The 18,288-nt window shown below is 75.6% G+C and carries 8 protein-coding genes; 3 read left to right on the top strand and 5 right to left on the bottom strand.

Features of this window, described 5'->3' with window-relative positions; all coding sequences use genetic code 11:
- Positions 1-106: 106 nt before the first annotated feature.
- The 3 genes from ABTX81_RS06450 to ABTX81_RS06440 all read right to left on the bottom strand — a co-directional run bounded on the left by ABTX81_RS06450 (position 107) and on the right by ABTX81_RS06440 (position 3,008).
- A complete protein-coding gene (locus tag ABTX81_RS06450) occupies positions 107-859 on the bottom strand; it encodes an ABC transporter permease (RefSeq protein ID WP_350541954.1) in 753 nt (250 codons plus the stop codon).
- Positions 852-1,757 carry an ABC transporter ATP-binding protein gene (locus ABTX81_RS06445; RefSeq protein WP_350541952.1) on the bottom strand — a complete coding sequence of 302 codons (906 nt, stop codon included), beginning with the start codon at positions 1,755-1,757 and terminating at the stop codon, positions 852-854. Before ABTX81_RS06445 ends, ABTX81_RS06450 begins: the two co-directional genes overlap by 8 nt.
- 117 nt (positions 1,758-1,874) lie before the next feature.
- Positions 1,875-3,008, bottom strand: coding sequence for a sensor histidine kinase (locus ABTX81_RS06440; RefSeq protein ID WP_350541950.1), 1,134 nt, complete (start codon positions 3,006-3,008; stop codon positions 1,875-1,877).
- 114 nt (positions 3,009-3,122) lie between these two features.
- Between ABTX81_RS06440 and lanL the strand changes: the two genes are divergently transcribed.
- From lanL to ABTX81_RS06425, 3 genes are all read left to right on the top strand, one after another.
- Entirely contained in the window at positions 3,123-5,861 is a 2,739-nt protein-coding gene (gene lanL, locus ABTX81_RS06435) for a class IV lanthionine synthetase LanL (protein ID WP_350541948.1), read from the top strand.
- Positions 5,862-6,180: 319 nt separating this feature from the next.
- Positions 6,181-6,360, top strand: a complete 180-nt coding sequence (locus ABTX81_RS06430; RefSeq protein WP_350541946.1) for a hypothetical protein — start codon at positions 6,181-6,183, stop codon at positions 6,358-6,360.
- A 55-nt stretch (positions 6,361-6,415) separates the two neighbouring features.
- Positions 6,416-7,273, top strand: a complete 858-nt coding sequence (locus tag ABTX81_RS06425; RefSeq protein WP_350541944.1) for a thermonuclease family protein — start codon at positions 6,416-6,418, stop codon at positions 7,271-7,273.
- Positions 7,274-7,325: 52 nt separating this feature from the next.
- On the opposite strand, the gene ABTX81_RS06420 is transcribed toward ABTX81_RS06425, so the two are convergent.
- Positions 7,326-12,902, bottom strand: coding sequence for a non-ribosomal peptide synthetase/MFS transporter (locus tag ABTX81_RS06420; protein WP_350541942.1), 5,577 nt, complete (start codon positions 12,900-12,902; stop codon positions 7,326-7,328).
- The gene (locus ABTX81_RS06415; RefSeq protein WP_350541940.1) at positions 12,899-18,079 is read right to left on the bottom strand and encodes a non-ribosomal peptide synthetase; all 5,181 of its coding nucleotides are present in this window, start codon (positions 18,077-18,079) and stop codon (positions 12,899-12,901) included. Before ABTX81_RS06415 ends, ABTX81_RS06420 begins: the two co-directional genes overlap by 4 nt.
- Between the last annotated feature and the right edge of the window lie 209 nt (positions 18,080-18,288).

The raw sequence follows: 18,288 nt of genomic DNA, 5'->3' as shown, positions 1-18,288 counted from the left end.
CTGCTCATCGAGCCCTCGAAATCCGCGATTCTAGCAACGGTGCCCGCTCCGATTCCTCAACTGCCTCTGCCCGGAGCCGCTGTTGAGGAACGGCGACCCACGCACATCACCCGTCCCAACGCCGGTGGCGCAGCCAGCCGACCGTCAGCGCCGCGACGGTCCACCCGAGGAGGACGACGAACCCGGTGAACGCGTGGTCCGAGCCGACCGTGAGCATCCGCAGCCCGGCCCGGTCGGGGAGGTAGCGCACCATCTCCTTCGTCGCCCCGACGGTGGACAGGATCTGGGTTCCGGCCAGCATCATCGGGAGCAGGACGGCCAGCGGGACGACGGCGCCGCGGGCCGTCGCGGCCACGCCTGCCGCGAACAGGCTCATCAGCGTCAGATGGACCACGGCTCCGGCGAGGGCGCGGGGCACACCACGCGCGTCGATGTCGGCACCGTGGGGACCGAGGACGAACTGGGTGAGCAGGTAGCCGAGGACGGTGACGGGGGCCGCGACGGCCACCGTGGCGGCGGCGGTGACCACCACCTTCGCCAGGTAGAGCCGGCCGCGCCGGGGCACGGCGAGCAGCGAGACCCGCATCATGCCCGACGAGTACTCGCTCGACACGAGGAGCACGGCGAACACGATCAGCGCCACCTGCCCGTAGAGGACGCCGTCCAGGCCGGTCTGCTCGGGAGTGAAGTCGGGGCGGAGCAGCGCGCTGTGGGATTCGATCGCCTTCCTCGCGGACCAGCCGCCCAGGGCCGCGAGGAGGAGACTGGCGGGAGCGAACAGCAGCAGCGCGGCGAACGTGCCGCGGACGCCTCGCAGTTTGGTGAACTCGGCCCGCACGGCCGCGGCCGTCTCAGCCATGGCGGCTTCCGTTTCCTTCCGTGCCGGTGAGCTCCAGGAAGGTGTCCTCGAGCGATCCCGTGTGGGTGCTCAGCTCCTCGAGCGGGAGATCGCCCGCCGCGGCCAGCCGGTTGATCTCGACCGCCGCCACACCGTCGACTTCCAGACTGCCGTCGCGGGCGAGGCGCACCGTGGCACCCTTGCGCTCCAGTTCCCGCCGCAGGCGCAGGGGTTCGGGGGTCCGCACCCGCACGTAGGTCCGCGCGTGGCGCCGGAGGAACTCCGCCGTGCCGGTCCGGGCGAGCAGCCGTCCGCGGCCGATGACGATCAGGTGGTCCGCGATCACGGACATCTCGGTCATCAGATGGCTGGAGAGGAGGACGGTCCGGCCCTCGGCGGCCATCGAGCGCAGCAGGTCGCGCAGCCACCGGATGCCCTCCGCGTCCAGGCCGTTGACCGGCTCGTCGAGCACCAGGACGGGCGGGTCGCCGAGCAGGGCCGCGGCCAGGCCGAGCCGCTGTCCCATGCCGAGCGAGAACGTGCCGATCCGTTGCCGGGCCGCTCCGGTCAGGCCGACCGCCTCCAGGACCTCCGCGACCCGCCGCCGGTCGATCCGGTTGCTCCGGGCGATCCAGCGCAGATGGCCGGCGGCGGTCAGGCCGCGGTGCGGGACGGCCGTCTCCAGCAGGGCGCCGACCTGCCGGGCGGGGTACGTCAGTTGGTGATAGGGGTGACCGCCGATGCGGGCGGATCCGGCATCCGGGCGGGTGAGGCCGAGCATCATGCGCAGCGTCGTGGACTTCCCGGCCCCGTTGGGGCCCAGGAATCCGGTGACGGCTCCCGGCCGCACCGTGAAGGTGAGGCCTGCCACGACGGTGTTCCCCCCGTACCGCTTGGTGAGGTTCTGGACTTCGATCACCCGACGAGTCTCGTCGGGCGGGGCCGCCGGCCGCATCGGTCCGGGGTCGGGGTTCCGCGGCGGCCCGCACGCGCCGAAACCCCTACCTGCGAATGAGTCCGGCACACGGGCCGGGCCTCAGTACGGCAGTGTCGCCGCGATCCGGAAGCCGCCGCCCGGCCGCGGCCCGGCGCTGAAGGTGCCCCGGTGGGCGGCGACCCGCTCCGCCATCCCCACCAGGCCCATCTCCCCGCCGGGCACGGTGGGCCGGTGCCCGGGCCCGGGGCCCTCGTCGGTGATGTCGACCGTCAACGTGCCCCGGGCGGCGGCGAGTCGGACCCGGCAGCGGGTGGGCGCGGCGTGCTTGACGACGTTGGTCAGGGCCTCCTGGACGATCCGGAACACGGACAGCGCGACACCGTCCGGGGGTTCCTCCTCGTACGCGGTCCGCAGGTCGACGCGGACTCCGGCCGCCTCGGCCGTACGCACCAGGGCCGGTACGTCCGCCAGCCCCTGGACCGGCCGCAGGTCACCGGCGCCGCCGTCCTCCTCACGGCGCAGGACCTCGAGGATGGCCCGCATGTCACGCAGCGCCCGGCGGCTGACGTCCTCGATCACCGCCAAGGCCTCCCCCGCCTCTTCGGGGCGCGTGGCGGCCACGTGGTTGGCGATGCCCGCCTTGACCGCGATCAGGCCCACGCTGTGGGTGACGACGTCGTGGATGTCCCGGGCGATGCGCAGGCGCTCCTCGGCCTTCGCCTGCTCGGCCGCGTGCTCGATGGTGCGCCGCAGGCTCTCCCGCCGTTCCCCGACCGCCGTCCCGGTCGCCCAGGTGGCGCCGAGGACGAGCAGTCCGAGCACGAGCTGCACGACCCTGCTCCCACCCTGGTACCCCTGACCTCCCGCCACCGTCATCAGGACGGCGCCGCCCCCGCAGAACCCGGCGACGCGGGCCGCGGACAGCCCCGGTCGCCCGCTCCTGGCGGTGGCCACCGGGTACAGGGCGTAGGCGGCGGCGAGGAGGGGGGCCGGCCCGACCCCGGCGGCCAGCGCCGCACCGGCGACGGTGAGGACGACCACGAACACCGGGACCGGCCACCGCCTCCGGACGACCAGCGGCAGCGCGGCGCCCAGGGACAGCAGCCACACGGCGGTGGCGCTCACCCCGCCGCCGTCCGCCGGGCGCAGCAGCGACACCTGTGGGAGGAGGGCGAACCCGAGCGCGGCCGGCGCGTCCGGCGTGATCGAGCGCCGACGAGGAACATCACCCATGGGCCGACCGTAGGGGCGAGTTCGAGGCACGTCCAGCACGGGCAGGGCTCAAGGCCACGCATGTGCCCCCGGCGCCCCGTTCCGGGTGTCCGACCGATGCCATACCCTCGAAGTATGACGGAAAGCTACCGCTTGATCGCTCTGCGAAGCATGGGGGAGCTGGGGGCCGGCTGGACGCTTCGGGAGGGTGAGACATGGTGCACGGCCGAACCGCCGCACCGTGTCCATCGCGAGCAGGGGTGGAAGCTGCACCTCTCCGCCACGCCGCTGTCCGCGCCGCAGGTCCTGGAGAACGCCGCCGGCGTCCTGTCGGCGCACGGGTGCGCGTTCAAGTTCGCCGTCTCGCCGCGGGTCACCGCGGAGCTGACCTCGGCGCGGGCGGGGCGCGCCCAGGCGGGGAAGTTCCTCACCGCGTACCCGGCCTCCGACGACCAGCTGCGCGCGCTCGCGGAGGAACTCCATGAACGGACGCTGGGCCTGGCCGGGCCGGCGATCCTGTCGGACCGGCGCTACAAGCCGGGCAGCCTCGTCCACTACCGGTACGGCTGTTTCGCCGCCGCCCCCGAGCTCAACGACGAGGGCCTGTACGAGAGCCGCCTCCGCGCACCGGACGGGACCCTCGTGACGGATCAGCGCAACCCCTGGTTCTCCCCGCCGGCCTGGGCCCCGCCGCCGTTCCCCCCGCCGCCCCGGTCGAACCCGCGGCGGCCGCGCGGCGCCCCGACCACGGTGGCCGGCCGCTACCTCGTCCGGGAGGCCGTCCGGCACTCCAACCGCGGCGGCGTGTACCGGGCACGCGACCTGCGCACCGGCGACGACGTCCTGCTCAAGGAAGCCCGACCGCACATCGGCACCGACCACGACGGGCGCGACGCCCGGCACTGGCTCCGCTACGAGGCCGAGACCCTCACCCGGCTCGCGCCGCTGCGCCTGACGCCCGCCGTCCGCGAGGTGTTCGAGAGCGCGGGGCACGTCTTCCTCGTCGAGGACCTCATCGGCGGCGAGAACCTGCAGCAGTGGTCGTCCCAGCGGCTCGCGGCCGGCGGCCGGCTACCGGTGGACACGGCACGGGCCCTGGCGCGTGACCTCATCCGGCTGGTCGGCGAGGTGCACGCGGCCGGGTTCGTGCTGCGCGATCTCAAGCCCGGCAACGTCGTCATGACGCCGCACGACCGGCCGCTGCTGGTCGACCTGGAGTGCGCGGTCCGCCCCGGCGAGCCGGCCCCGGTCGTGGGCACGGACGGTTTCACCGATCCCGCCTACCTCGACGGCCCGGACCGCGGCGGCGGCGAGCCGCCGCCGGCGCCCGGACCGGAGGTGGACTGCTTCAGCCTGGGTGCCACCCTGCTCTACGCCGTCACCGGCATCGTCCCCCGGCTGGCCCCGGACACCCCGCCCCGCCGTACGGCCGGGCCACGGCTGAAGGCCCTCGTCGACGCCGCCGCGCCGTCGAGTCGCGCCCTGCGCGCCCTGGCCCCCCTGGTGATCGGCCTCACCGCCGACCCGCCCGAGCGTTGGTCCCTGGCGGAGGCCACGGCGTTCCTGCGAGCGCGGCCGGCGGACTCCCCCGCCACGGCCCCCGACCGGCAGCGCCTGTCCGCGGACGGGATCGACCGGCTGCTCGCGGACGGCCTGGCCCAGCTGGCCGCCACGGCCCGAGCGGACGAGGGCCACCTGTGGGCCTGGCCGCGTGAGACCCCCCTGGGCGACCCGTGCAGCGTGCAACTCGGCGCGGCCGGCGTGCTGGCCGTCCTGGACCGGGCGGTGCGCTGCGACGAGCCGGGCGCCGAACCGACGCTCCGCATCGCCGCCCGGTGGCTGGACGAACGGCTGGCCAAACCCGACCGGATCCTGCCCGGCCTGTACTTCGGCCGCTCCGGCACGGTCTGGGCCCTGTACGACGCGGCCCGTACCCTGGACGACCGGCGGCTGGCCGACCGGGCCGAGCGCTACGCCCTGGACATCCCGCTCGACTGGGGCAACCCCGACATCTGCCACGGCCTCGCCGGCGCCGGCCTCGCCCAGCTCCACCTGTGGCACGCCACGGGCGATCCGCGGTTCGCCGAGCGGGCCTCGATCTGCGCCGACCGGCTGCTGCTCCTCATCTCCGGCCGGAAGGACGGCGTGGACTGGCCGGCCGGCGTCCAGCACCGCCGGGAACTCGCCGGATCCGCCTTCTACGGCTTCGGGCACGGCCTCGCCGGCCACGCCGCTTTCCTGCTCGCCGCGGGCCGCGAGCTGAACCGTCCGGAGCTGGTCGAGCTCGCGACCGCCGCCGGACACGCCCTGTGCGCCGTCGCCGAGGTGCACGGCGACGCCGCCCACTGGCCCAGGGGCCCCCGCCGCGGCGAGCGAACCGACCTGACCTTCTGGTGCCACGGCGCCGGCGGCATCGGCACCTTCCTGATCCGCCTCTGGCAGGCCACCGCCGACCCGCGCTTCCGCACCTACGCCGACCACGCGGCGAACGCCGTCCACCAGGACCGCTGGCGGGTCGGCCCGAGCACCTGCCACGGCGCGGCCGGAAGCGGCCAACTGCTGCTCGACATGGCCGACGCCACCGGCGACGAGCACCACCGCGAACGGGCGGCCGAGATCGCCACCTGCCTGGACAGCCGGGCCGCCCGGCGCGACGGCCGCCTCCTGGTGCCGGACGAGACCCTGCGCGACGTCGGCGCGAGCTACCAGACCGGCCTCGCCGGCACCCTCGACTACCTGCTGCGCCTCAAGCACGGCGGGAACCGCTCCTGGCTCGTCGACACCGATCGGCGGGCCGGAGAACCCCACGGAAAGAGAGGAAAGGAACGTGGAGACCGATCTCCTGGAACTGCAGGAACTCCCCGAGACCGATGAGCAGACCCTCGAACCGCTGATGTGCTGCGACACCCTCCGGACCAGCGGCTTCGCGGAGGAGTGCTCGGAGTAGGCACCGGGCGACGAACCGGATGCGCAACGGCGTCCCGACGGTCCTGACCCGCCGGGACGCCGTTGCGCTGTGCCGCCTCCCGGAGCGCCCGACCCGCGAGGAAGTCGAGGAGTTCCCTGTTGACGACGTCGGCACGTTCCTCCTGGCAGAGGTGTCCGCACCGGGGCATCGGCACTCCGCGGACGTCGTCCGCGGCAGGCGTCCTCGCGGTCCTGGGCGACGTCCTCGGCCGCTGCCCGGTAGTCCATGCAGGCCCTGGCCCACCAGGTGCACCTGCTCCACGACGGCGCCGGGGTCTCGGCGGGCACGGACCGCGACCCGTCCGCGGCCACGGCCGCCCGGGCCGCCGCCGCGGCCCTGCTCGGTGCCGCGCTCGCCGCGCCCGGCACCGACACGCGGACAGCGCGCCGACGCACCGGTGATTGAGTGTGATCGAACGCACCCATAGAGTGGCGCCGCCCTCCCCTATCAGAAGGCTGCCATGACCATGCTGCTGGTCCTCGGCGAGTACCGCGTCATCGGTACCGAACCCGACGGCGACACCATCACCTTCCTCCCCACCGACCCGCTCGCCTTCGGCCGGCTCAAGGACGCCCCGGTCGAGGTCAAGAACGGTGTCGCCAGGGCCAGGCTCGACGGCATCGACGCCCTGGAGACCCACTACGACCGGACCGGGCCGCGGATGCGCCAGCCCGCCGAGTTCGGCGACAAGGCCGCGCAGGAACTCCTGACCTTCCTCGGGTTCGGCAACGTCCAGCGGATCGGACAGCGGGTCGTCTCCGCCGACCCGCCGCAGAGCCCCGGGTGGCTCCTCACCCAGGGCGGGGACGCCTTCAAGCGGTGTGTCGCCCTGCTCGGCACCGGCACCCCGCCCGGCGCCGACGGCACCGAACTGCAGGTGGACGTGCCGCTGTTGCGGACCACCGCCAACCACCACCTGCTCAAGACCGGCCTGGTCTACCCCGGTTTCTACGGCAAGCTGCCCCGCGAACTCCGGGAGGAGCTGGCCGCCGTCACCCGCCAGGCTCGCGAGGCCGGCCTGGGGCTGTGGCCGCTCGACGCCACCACGACTCCGGCCGGCGCCTTCGTCACCGGCATGGCGTCCCTCACCGAGGTGGTCATCCTCCCGAAGCTGTTCCGGCGGCTGGTCGACCACTTCAACCTGGTCGAGCAGTCGCTGACCGGGTTTCCCGCCTATCTGGCGGGCAAGGAGGACACCGTCGAGGTGCTGTCGACGCGGACGAAGCAGCTGTCCCTCGCTCCCCTGGTCCAGATCACCGACGGCTCGGTCGTGCGGATGACCGCGCAACCCGAGGACACGGTCTTCGCCGAGAACTGAGCGGCGACCGGACGCGGCGGTCCGACGCGTCGGACCGGGTCCGGTGACCGGGTCAGGCCCCCGTGACGGCCGGTCCGGTCACCACCTCCCGGGCCGGCAGGGCGCGGTCGGCCGCCGCCTGCACCGTGTCGAGGTCCTCGGGGATCTCGGCGCCGGCGACGGCGTCCGGCAGCGCGTCCTCCAGGAAGCGCAGGGGGCGGTGGCGCAGGCCCAGGACGGCCCAGACGATCAGCAGCACCCCACAGGTGACGAGGAGCAGGCCGGTGCCGCGGCCGGGGCCGGTGCCGAGCACCCGTCCCACGGTGCCGGCGAGCGGTCCGCCCGGGTCGAGGAGGCCGCCGAAGGAGCCGGCGAGGGGCGCGGTGGTGAGGAAGGCCAGCGGGGTCATCGCGACGGCGAGCATCTGGTTGGTGGCAAGCACCCGGCCCTGGAGGTCCGGGCCGACCTTGAGCTGGATGATGGCCAGCCAGTGCGCATTGAGGATGCTCATGGACGCCCACCAGACCAGCGCGCCCACGGCCGCCAGCGTCACCGACGGACGCAGGCCGACCAGGACGACGCCCAGGCCCACGCCGCTCACGAACCCCACCATGCCGGTCGCCCGCCGCGCGGTGCCGCCCCAGAGCGCCACGACCACGCTGCCCGCGACCGCCCCCGCGCCACCGACCGCGGTGACCACGCCCACCGCCGTGGTGCCGCTGAAGGAGAGCAGGTTCGGGACCGTCAGCGTCACCGCGAGCGTGCCCAGGTAGTTCTCCACCATGAAGAACACGATCATGACCACCAGCGGACGGCGCCGGGCCAGGAACCGCCAGCCGCCGACGACGGTCCGGGCGAAGGACTCCTCCCGCCGGCGGAAGAGCCGGTCGGGGAGGCGTACCCACAGCAGCGCGGCCAGGCCGACGAGGAACGAGGCGACGTCCACGGCCACCACCCAGGGCAGGCCGACCAGCCCGATCAGCGCGCCGCCGGCCAGCGGGGCGATCAGCGTCCCCAGGCCGGCACCGAGATTGGCCAGCCCGTTGGCCTGCACCAGGTAGGGCTTGGGGACCAGCTGGGCGACGGCGGCCAGGTAGGCCGGGCGCCGGAACGCGGTCACCAGCGACATAACGCCCACGATCGGACCGACCTGCCAGAGCGTCAGGCCGCCGCTCCACAGCGCCGCCACCAGGGACACCGCGGCGGCCGCGGAGACCGCGTCACAGCCGAGCATGACCCGGCGGCGGTCCACCCGGTCCGCCACCGCGCCGCCCAGCGGCCCCGCGACGATCGCCGGGAGCATGGCGAGCATGCTGATCAGCGCGTAGTCGACGACCCGCCCGCTGCGCTGGTAGGCCCAGACGCCGAGGGCGAAGGAGGTCAGCGCACTGCCGATCAGCGAGACCGTCTGACCCGTGGCCATGAGGTAGAAGTCCCTCAGGTCGCGCCGCGCCCTGCCGCCGACGACCGTGACGTCGGCGAGCGGCTCCGGCAGCCGGCCGCCGGCCCAGGCACCGAGCCGCTCGCCGACCAGCGCGGCCAGCCGGTCGGCCTGGTGCTTGAGGAAGTAGTGGCCCGCCCTGGGGAGGGTGACCAGCTCCACCCGGTCCGCGAAGGCCCCCCACTCCGCGAACCGCTCCTCGTAGAGCTCCGTGGAGCGGTCGCGTTCGCCGATCACGCAGAGCACCGGGGCCCGCAGCCGGCGGGCGTCCGGCCTGGTCAGTTCACCGGTGAACCAGCCCTGTGCCTGGTCCACGTCGTGCCGAAGGGCGCGCAGCATCGTCCGCTGGGCCGCCTCGGCCGCTTCCCGGTCGCCGTCCCCGGCTCCGTCACCGCCGTCGTCCATGCCGCCGAGGGTGCGCAGGAAGTCCCGGTAGGCCCGGTCCGATGTCCAGCGGGTGGCCGGGAACCTGCTGCGCAGCCAGGTCGACAGACGTCCCGGCAGTCGCGCGCCGGGGAAGCTGCCGCCGACCAGCAGGCCCGTCACCGGGACGCCCTCGGCCTCCAGGCGCAGCGCCAGTTCGGTGGCCGCGGCCGAGCCGACGCAGTGGCCGTACACCGCCACCGGGCCGACCGCCCCGGTCGCCCCGGCCCGTTCCGCCAGTTCGCCGACGACCCGGTCGATCAGCACGGTCAGCGGAAGCAGCGGCTCGTCCGGCCGGGCCGGATCGTGTCCGGGCAGTTCCACGGCCAGCACGGCCGCGCCGGGCATCGCGGTGGCCAGTTCGGTGGCGAGCGGGCCGTAGGAGGCCGCCGAACCGCCCCCGTAGGGGAGGCAGACCACGGTGACGGTCGGGAGCCGGCCGGGCGGCGGACCCGCCAGCCGGTGCAGCAGGCGGCGCTCGCCGCCGGGCCCGCCCGCCTCGGCCGCGTCGAGGAAGGCGGCCAGCTCGCGGACGGTCGGCCGGGTGAACAGGTCGATCACCCGCAGCGCCGGGTCGATCGCCCGGACGGCGCGCACCGCCCGGAAGGAGTCTCCGCCCAGGGCGAAGAAGTCGTCGTCGATGCCGATGCCCTCGGCCGCGCCCGGTTCGAGGACCTGGGCCCAGGCCCGGGCGACCCGCAGCTCGGTCGGCGTGCCCGGGGCGGTGTGCCCGGTGCCCGCCGCCGGCTCGGGTGCGGGCAGGGCCGACCGGTCGACCTTGCCGTTGGGGTTGAGCGGCAGCGCGGGGAGCACGACGACCGCCGAGGGCACCATGTGGTCGGGCAGCCGCCGGCGCAGCGCGGTGCGCACCCGGGCGACGTCCACGGCGGACCCCGGCGCCGCCGGGGTCACCCAGGCGGCGAGCCGCGCGGCGTGGGCCTCGCCGACCGGCAGCACCACGGCGTCGGCGAGTTCGGGCAGCTCGCGCAGCGCGGTGGCCACCTCGCCGAGCTCCACCCGGAAGCCGCGGATCTTGACCTGGTCGTCGATCCGGCCGAGGAACTCGAACAGGCCGGCCGCGGTCAGCCGGACCCGGTCCCCGGAGCGGTAGCACCGCACGGTGCCGGTCACCGGATCGGGCACGAAGCGCTCGTCGGTCAGGTCGGGCCTGCCGACATAGCCGCGCGCCACGCTCGGCCCGCCGATCCACAGCTCGCCGGGCACCCCGGCGGGCAGCGGCCGGCCGTCGGGGTCGACCACCCAGCAGTCCACGCCGGCCAGCGGCCGGCCGATCGGGACCGTTCCCGAACGCCGGGCCGGCGCGGTCTCCTCCACGGCGCAGCCGAGCACGGACACCGTGGTCTCGGTGGGGCCGTAGTGCACCTGCACGGCCAGCTCGGGCCGGGCGGCGCGGATCCTGGCGACCAGGTCCCAGGAGCACGCCTCCCCCGCGAGGACGAGCAGCTTGCGGGGCAGCACCCGGCCGAGGTCCCCGTGGGCGGCGAGCAGTTCCAGGTGGCTCGGCACCATCTTGACCGCGTCGACCGGGTGCGCCTCCAGGTACCTCCCGTACGCCTCGGGGTCGGTCGCCACCTCGCGGTCCACCAGGTGCACCGTGCCGCCGGTGGTCAGCGCTCCGAACACGTTGGTCATGCCGAGGTCCGCCGCATGGGTGGACACCAGGGCGAACGCGCCGCCCGCGACGCCGGGGCCGGCCAGTCGCTCGGCCACCGCGTGCAGGTAGTGCGTGATCTGCCGGTGCTCGACGGTGACGCCCTTGGGGCGGCCGGTCGAGCCCGAGGTGAAGATCAGGTAGGCCGGCGCGGCCGGGTCGACGGCCACCTCCGGTGCTCCGTCGGGCTGTCGCGGTGCCGGTGACGGCTCCGGAGCGGACGGATCGTCGAGGATCAGCGGCTCCGGGCGGGTGTCCGCCGGATCCGGACCGGGCCCCGGGAGGCGCTGCGCGAACTCCCGCTCCGCGAGGACGACGCGCGCGCCCGCGGTCGCCAGGATGTCGGCCAGCCGCTCGTCCGGGTACGCCGGGTCGAGCGGCAGGTAGACCGCGCCGGCCTTGAGGGTGGCGAGCAGGGCGATCACGAGGGGGGTCCGCCGGTCGGCCAGGACGGCGACGGGTTCCCGCGGTCCGACCCCGGCCGCGAGCAGCCGGTGCGCGAGCCGGTTCGCCCGCCGGTCCAGCTGTCCGTAGCCGAGTGCGCCGTCGGGGCCCACGACCGCCGTCGCGTCGGGCCGTTCGACCGCCCAGCGCTCGACGAGAGCGTGCAGCGGCCGGGTGAGGTCGAACCGCCGGCGCGGGCCGGACAGCAGCGGTCCGTCCACCGGTTCCAGCGCCACGTCGCGCACGGGGCGGTCGAGCTCGGACAGCACGCCGTCCAGCAGGGCCGCGTACCACGCGGTGATCCGCCGCGCGGTGTGCTGCTCGAAGAGGTCGGTGCGGTAGATCAGCGACCCCTCGAAGGTGTCGCCGGTGCCGCTCGACGGGACGGCCGTGAAGGCCAGGTTCAGATCGAACTTGGCCGTGGTCGCCGGCGGTGCGAAGACCTTCGCCGCCAGGCCCGGGAAGCGCGGCGCCGGCGCCGGGGTGTCGATCACGTTGAGGAGGACCTGGAAGAGCGGCGTGGTGGAGAGGTCGCGGGCCGGGCGCAGCCGGTCCACGATCCGCTCGAACGGGACCTCGGTGCGGGCGAAGGCCTCCAGCGCCACGTCGCGCACCCGGGTCAGCAGCTCGCGGCCGCTCGGCCGGCCCGACAGATCGGTCCGCATGGTCAGGGTGTTGATGAAGAAACCGATCGTGCGCTCGGTGTCGGGATGCCGCCGTCCCGCCTCGGGCACGCCGACCGGCACGTCGTCGACGCCCGACAGCCGGGCCAGCAGCTCCTGCCAGACCGCGAGCAGCACCATGAACGGCGTGCAGCCGGCCTCGGCGGCACGCCCTCGCACCTTGGCGGTCAGGGCGGCCGGCAGGACTACCGGCACCTCCGCGCCCGTCCGGTCCGCGACCGGCGGGCGGGGCAGGTCGGTGGGCAGGTCCAGGACCGGCTCCAGACCGGACAGCGTGCGGACCCACCAGGCCAGGTCGCGCTCCGTCCGGCCGCCTTCCTCCGGCCGCCGGGCGAGCCAGTGCGCGTAGTCCGGGTACTGGACCGGTGGCGGTGCGGGAGACTCGGCCAGACCGAGCCGTGCCGCGTAGAGCGCCGCCAGCTCCGTCACCGCCACGGTCCTCGACCAGGCGTCGAAGGCGATGTGGTGCACCGTCAGCGCCAGCACGTGCTCGTCGGTGCCGAGCCGGAGCAGCGTCGCCCGCAGGGGCGGTTCCACGGCCAGGTCGAACGGCCTGCGCAGGTCCTCCAGCAGGCGGCGCTCCAGCGACTCCCGCTCCCCCGGCCCGGTCAGGTCGAGCTCGGCCAGCGGCACCGCGTCCGCCGGGCCCGCCACCGCCATCGGCTCACCGCCGGTCTCGACGATCAGGCTCCGCAGGACCCGGTGCCGTTCGGCGAGGTCCCGCACCGCCCCCAGCAGCGCCGCGACGTCCAGCGGTCCGTGCAGGTGCAGCGCGACCGGGATGTGGTAGGCGGTGCTCTCCGGATCCAGCTGGGTGAGGAACCACAGCCGCGCCTGGGCGGCGGACAGCGGGGCCGGGCCGTCCCCGGCCGGCCGGGCGGGTATCGCCGGGGTGGTGCGGGCGGTGGTGCGGCGGGCCGAGGCCAGCCGGGCGCGCAGCGCGTCGGCGAGCTGGGGATCGCGCCGCTGGGCGGACACCTCGGTCATGCGGCACCGCCGGCGGTGCGGGAGGCCGGGGTGGCGGACTCGGCGAGGTCGGCGGAGACGGACTCGGCCAGGCCGGCGGACTCGGCGAGGTCGGCAGACTCGGACTCGGCCGGATCGGCGGACTCGGCGAGGTCGGCCAGCAGCAGGGCCTCCAGCGCGGCGGCGAAGTCGGCCAGGCGCGGGTGCTCGAACAGCAGGCGCACCGGCAGCGCGAGGTCCAGCGCCGCCATCAGCCGGCCCGCGACCCGGGTGGCCGCCAGCGAGTGCCCGCCGAGCGCGAAGAAGTCGTCGTGGGCGCCGATTCCGGCGGCCCCGAGCACGGTCTCCCACACCTCGGCCACCAGCAGCTCGGCATCGCTGCTCGGGGCGATCCGGGCGCGGCCGGATTCGGGGCCGGAATCGCCACCGGGCGCCGGGAGGGCGTTCCGGTTCACCTTCCCCGAGGCCGTCAGCGGCAGGGCGTCGAGCACGACCCACCGCCGGGGCACCATGTGGTCGGGGACGCGGGTGTGCAGGCGCTCCTCCACCGCGCGCGTGCTCGGGCCGTCCGCGCTCGCCGCCGAGGGACCCACCGCGAGATAGCCGACCAGGTGGGCGTCGGCGCCCTCGCCGAGGATCACGACGGCCGCGTCCAGGACCGCCGGTTCCGCGCGCAGGGCGGTCTCGATCTCGCCGAGTTCGATCCGGTGGCCGCGCAGCTTCACCTGCTGGTCCCGGCGGCCCAGGAACTCGAGGATGCCTCCCCCGGCCTCCGGCCGGGAGGACCCCCAGGGCCGCCAGCGGGCCAGGTCGCCGGTCCGGTAGCGCCTTCCGCCCGGTGCGAACGGATCGGCGGTGAACGCCGTCGCCGTCGCGTCGGGCCGGTTCCGGTAGCCCCGGGCGACGCCCGCACCGCCGATCCACAGCTCTCCGGCCACTCCCGGCGGCACCAGACGCCCCAAGGCGTCCAGCACGTAGGCCGTCTCCCCGGCCAGCGGGCGGCCGATCGGCACCGCCTCGCCGACGGGCCTCCCCACCCGCGCCATGGTCGAGTAGACCGTGCTCTCGGTGGGCCCGTAGGCGTTCCACACCTCGCCCGTCCGTGCCAGGAGTTCGCCCGCCAGCCCGGGGTCCATCGGCTCGCCGATGCTGACCACGCGCACCCCCGGTCCCGACCACCCGGCGGCGACCAGCATCCGCAGCGTGGTCGGCGTGGCGGTCATCAGGGTCACCCCGGCCCGGTCGATGAACCGCGCGACGGCGTACCCGTCCACCGCGGCCTCGCGGTCCAGCACCGCCAGCCGGAGTCCATGCGCCAGGCTGACCCAGAGTTCGAAGCCGAACACGTCGAAGGCCGGTGACGTGAGACCGAGCACCACGTCGTCGGGCCGGACGCCCGGCGTGATCCGCATCGCGGCCACGAAGGCGGCCAGGTTCGCGTGCGTGACCTCCACGCCCTTGGGCCGGCCGGTCGAACCGGAGGTGTACAGCACGTAGGCCGCCCCCTCGGGCGCCACCTCGGGCAGCCTCGTGGGGCCGGGGTCGGGCGGGGAGCCCACGTCGAGGACACCGACGCCGACCGCCTCGGCCAGCGCGCCGGCCGGCGCGAGGGTCTCCCCGGCGGCGATGACCACGGCCGCCCCGGAGTCGGCGAGCTGGGCGCGCAGCCGTTCGAGGGGCTGGTCCGGCTCCAGGGGGACGTAGGCCGCACCCGCGCGCAGGACGCCGAGCAGGGCCGCGGGCAGGTACCGGTCGCGGGGCAGGCAGACCCCGACGGTGAAGGCCGCACCGGGCCCTGCCGCCGGCTCGGACGCTCTCGTCGCGAGCAGGGCCGCGGCCACCCGCCGGGACCGTTCGGCCAGTTCCGCGTAGCCGAGTGCACCGGCCGCGTCGCAGGTGGCCACCGCGGCCGGCCGCCGGGCGGCCTGGTCGAGGACGGCCGCCACCACCGTCCGCGGACCGCCGGCCGGAAGCGGGACTCCGGTGCCGGCGGCGAGCAGCGCGGCCCGCTCCTCCCCGCTCACCAGCTCCAGGGCCGACAGCGGAAGGTCCGGACCGGCCGCCGCGGCGCGCAGGACCCGGAGCAGCCGGTCGGCGAACGCCTCGGCGTCGGCCGGACCGAACCGGTCCACGGCGTACTCGATCTGGAGCTCGGGCCCCCGCACGGTCTCGTTGAGGAACACGGTCAGCGGCGCCTGCGTCCCGCCGCTGCTCACCTCACCGAGCAACTCCAGACGAACGCCGTCCTGCTCCACCGCCACGGGCAGGCCGGGCGGCTGCAGCGAGAGCACGACGGGGGTGCCCATCGTCCCTCGGGGGTGTTGGACGCCGGCCGCCTCGAACGCCTCCTGCACCGTGAACCCCTGATGGTCCATCACCCGGGCGGTCGTGGCGGAGGCACGGCCGACGGCGCTCCGGAAGGACTCCCCCTCCGCCAGCCTCAGCCTGACCGGTCTGATGCCGACCAGTGGCCCGACGACCGCCTCCAGCCCGGGGTGCGCCCGCTGCGCCACCGCCGCGCCCAGGAGGACGTCGGAGCGGCCGGTGAGGCCGGCGACCAGGACCCCGAGCACGGTCAGCAGCACCGGGAACGGCGTGGATCCGCAGTCGGCCGCGAGCTCGCGCAACCGGGCCGCCGTCCCGGCGTCGAGGGGCCGGGACAGCCGTTCGCCGACCAGCCGGCCGGGGCCGGCGGGCACGGCGGGGAAGAGGTCCTGCGGCGGGACGGCGTCGGCCAACTCCCCCGCCCAGAAGGCCCGCAGCTCCTCCACCCGGTCCGGCCGGGCGGCCAGCGCACGCTCCTGCAGCGCGATGTCGCCGACCTGGACGGGCGGCGGCGCGAGGTCCGGGCCGCCACCCGGGCCACTGACCAGGCCGCCGGCCAGCTCCGTCATCAGGACGCCGATCGACCAGCCGTCGAAGGCCAGGTGGTCGGTCACGACGACCAGTTCGGCCTCGTCCTCGTCGAGCCGGAGCAGCGTGGCCCTGAGCAGCGGTGTCTCGGTGGCGAGGTCGAACGCGTGGCCCGCGGCCGCGCGCGCCAGGCCGGCCGCCCGGCCCACCCGCTCCGCCTCCGGCACTCCCCGCAGATCGTGCTCCTGGAACGGCACCGGGGCCGGCGGGCGGACCAGCGCGAGCGGTTCGCCGTCGACCGCCCGGCCGGAGGCGTCCAGCACGCCGCCGGTCCGCACGACGCTGCGCAGCACCTCGTGCCGCTCGACCACCGCGTCCAGCGCGGCCCGCAGCCGCGCCGTGCGCGGCAGTCCGCGCAGCCGCAGCCGGAAGGCGATGGTGGTGGCGCGCTCGCCGGAACCGACCTGCCGCAGCAGCCACATCCCCTGCTGCGCGGACGTCAGCGGGTAGCTGTCCCGCCCGGCGTGACGGGCCGGCGCGGGTTCCGGCGCCGGGCCCGGGCGGCCGGCCGGCCCGGCCTGCAGCAGCGCGGCGAGTCCGGCGACGGTGGGCACGGCGAGGAAGTCCGCCAGCGGGACGGCCGTCCCGAAGTCGCGGCCCAGGACGGCGCAGACGCGGGCGGCCGCGAGCGAGTGCCCGCCGAGCGCCCCGAAGTCGTCATGGATCCCGACCTCCGCCACCCCGAGGACGCCGGCGACGGTCCGCGCGATCCGCTGCTCGGTGTCGGTGCGCGGGGCGGTGTACTCGGTGTCGGCCGCGCGGCCGAACTCCACCGCGGCCAGCGCGGCGCGGTCGGCCTTGCCGGTCGGTCCGACGGGCAGGCGCTCCAGGACGGCGGTCCGGGAGGGGACCAGGTGGTCCGGCAGCCGGTCCCGCAGCCAGGCACGCAGCCGCGCCTCGGTGAGCGTCCGGTCGGCCGACTCCGCGAAGGCCACCAGCCGTCGGGTGCCGTCCTCGTCGGCCGGCGCGAGGACCACGGCGTGGCGGACGGCCGGGTGCCCCGCGAGCACCGCCTCGACCTCGCCGAGCTCGATCCGGAAGCCGCGGACCTTCACCTGGTCGTCGATCCGCCCGGCGAAGCGGTGCAGCCCGTCCACTCTCCGCACCAGGTCGCCGGTCCGGTAGTGCCGGATGCCGGCGGCGTCCGTGACGAACCGTTCCGCCGTCAGCTCCGGCCTGGCCAGATAGCCCCGGCCGACCAGCGGACCGGACACCCAGAGTTCCCCGGTCTCGCCGTCGCCCAGCAGGTTCCCGGCGCCGTCCCGGACCGAGAGGCCGCTCTCCGCGTAGGGCGTTCCGATCGGCGGCTCCTCCCGCCCGGCTCTGGGCACCTCGTGGGTCACGCAGCTGACGGTGCACTCGGTCGGGCCGTAGCTCTGGACGACCCGTCGTACGCCGGCGTTGGCGTAGATCCGGTCCGCCAGGGCGCGGGTGAGCGGTTCGCCGCCCGCGCGGACGGTGCGCACGCCGGGCGGCAGGGGCTCGCGCACGAGCGCGGCCAGCGCGGACGGCGTCCCGTAGACCGTCGTGACCCGGTCCCGCGCGGGCAGGGCGGACAGCGCGAGCAGGTTCTCGGCCACGATCACCGTCCCGCCGCAGAGCAGCGGGAGGAACAACTGGGTCACCGACGGGTCGAAGCAGACCGATGTCGCGGCCAGCATCCCGCGCAGCTCGCCGGCCGAGTACACGGAGGACTCCCAGCGCAGCAGGGCGGCCACGTTGCGGTGCTCGACCACCACGCCCTTGGGCCGGCCGGTCGAGCCCGAGGTGTACATCACGTACGCGGCGTCCGTCGGCTCGCCGGCGAGGTCGAGGCCGGGGCCGAGGTCGAGGTCGAGGTCGGGGTCGGGGCCGTCGCCGGTGCCCGGGGCCACCGTGCCGACGAGCAGCGGGTCGGCTCCGGTGGCCCGCAGGACGTCGCCGCGGCGCCCGAGAACCGCCGCCGAGGAGACCAGGTGGGAGATCCCGGCGTCGGTGGCGATGAACTCCAGGCGGTCCGCCGGGTAGGCCGGATCCAGCGGCACATAGGCCGCACCGGCCTTCCAGACCCCCAGCAGCGCGGGGACCAGCCACTCGTCGCGGTCCAGGCAGACGCCCACCAGCGAACCCCGCCCGGCCCCCCGGCGGCGCAGCTCGCGGGCCACGGCGGCGGCCCGGCGGTCGACCTCCGCGTAGGTGCTCCGGACATTCCCCGCCACCACGGCGATGTCGTCCGGGGCCCGTCCCGCCCTGTCCTCGAAAGCCCGATGGACCTGGCCGGTCCCGCGCGTGCTCGCCGACGTCACTGTCGATCCCCCCTCGTGAACTCGCCATCACACCGGCAATCGGGCACGTCGAGTTCTTCGGCACCACCGGATTGTGAGCGCTGGTCAGTTGCCGTCGTCGCTCCCGCGCGCGGTCGGGCGACCCGGGCAGGTCGGCTCCACGGCGGTCGGAGCGGGCTCCAGCGGCGCGCTCACCGTACTTCGCCGTCTCCGGCGGGTCCAGGGTTGTG

The organism is Kitasatospora sp. NPDC097605 (genome assembly GCF_040302725.1).
In the GTDB taxonomy this organism is placed as follows: Bacteria; Actinomycetota; Actinomycetes; order Streptomycetales; family Streptomycetaceae; genus Kitasatospora.
This window is presented reverse-complemented; position numbering and strand designations above follow the sequence as displayed.

Bases quoted from the DNA above. Each gene is read 5' to 3' on its own strand.
- ABTX81_RS06450 (WP_350541954.1), bottom strand. From the start codon at position 859: ATGGCTGAGACGGCCGCGGCCGTGCGGGCCGAGTTCACCAAACTGCGA.
- ABTX81_RS06440 (WP_350541950.1), bottom strand. From the start codon at position 3,008: ATGGGTGATGTTCCTCGTCGGCGCTCGATCACGCCGGACGCGCCGGCC.
- lanL (WP_350541948.1), top strand. From the start codon at position 3,123: ATGACGGAAAGCTACCGCTTGATCGCTCTGCGAAGCATGGGGGAGCTG.
- ABTX81_RS06430 (WP_350541946.1), top strand. From the start codon at position 6,181: ATGCAGGCCCTGGCCCACCAGGTGCACCTGCTCCACGACGGCGCCGGG.
- ABTX81_RS06425 (WP_350541944.1), top strand. From the start codon at position 6,416: ATGACCATGCTGCTGGTCCTCGGCGAGTACCGCGTCATCGGTACCGAA.
- ABTX81_RS06420 (WP_350541942.1), bottom strand. From the start codon at position 12,902: ATGACCGAGGTGTCCGCCCAGCGGCGCGATCCCCAGCTCGCCGACGCG.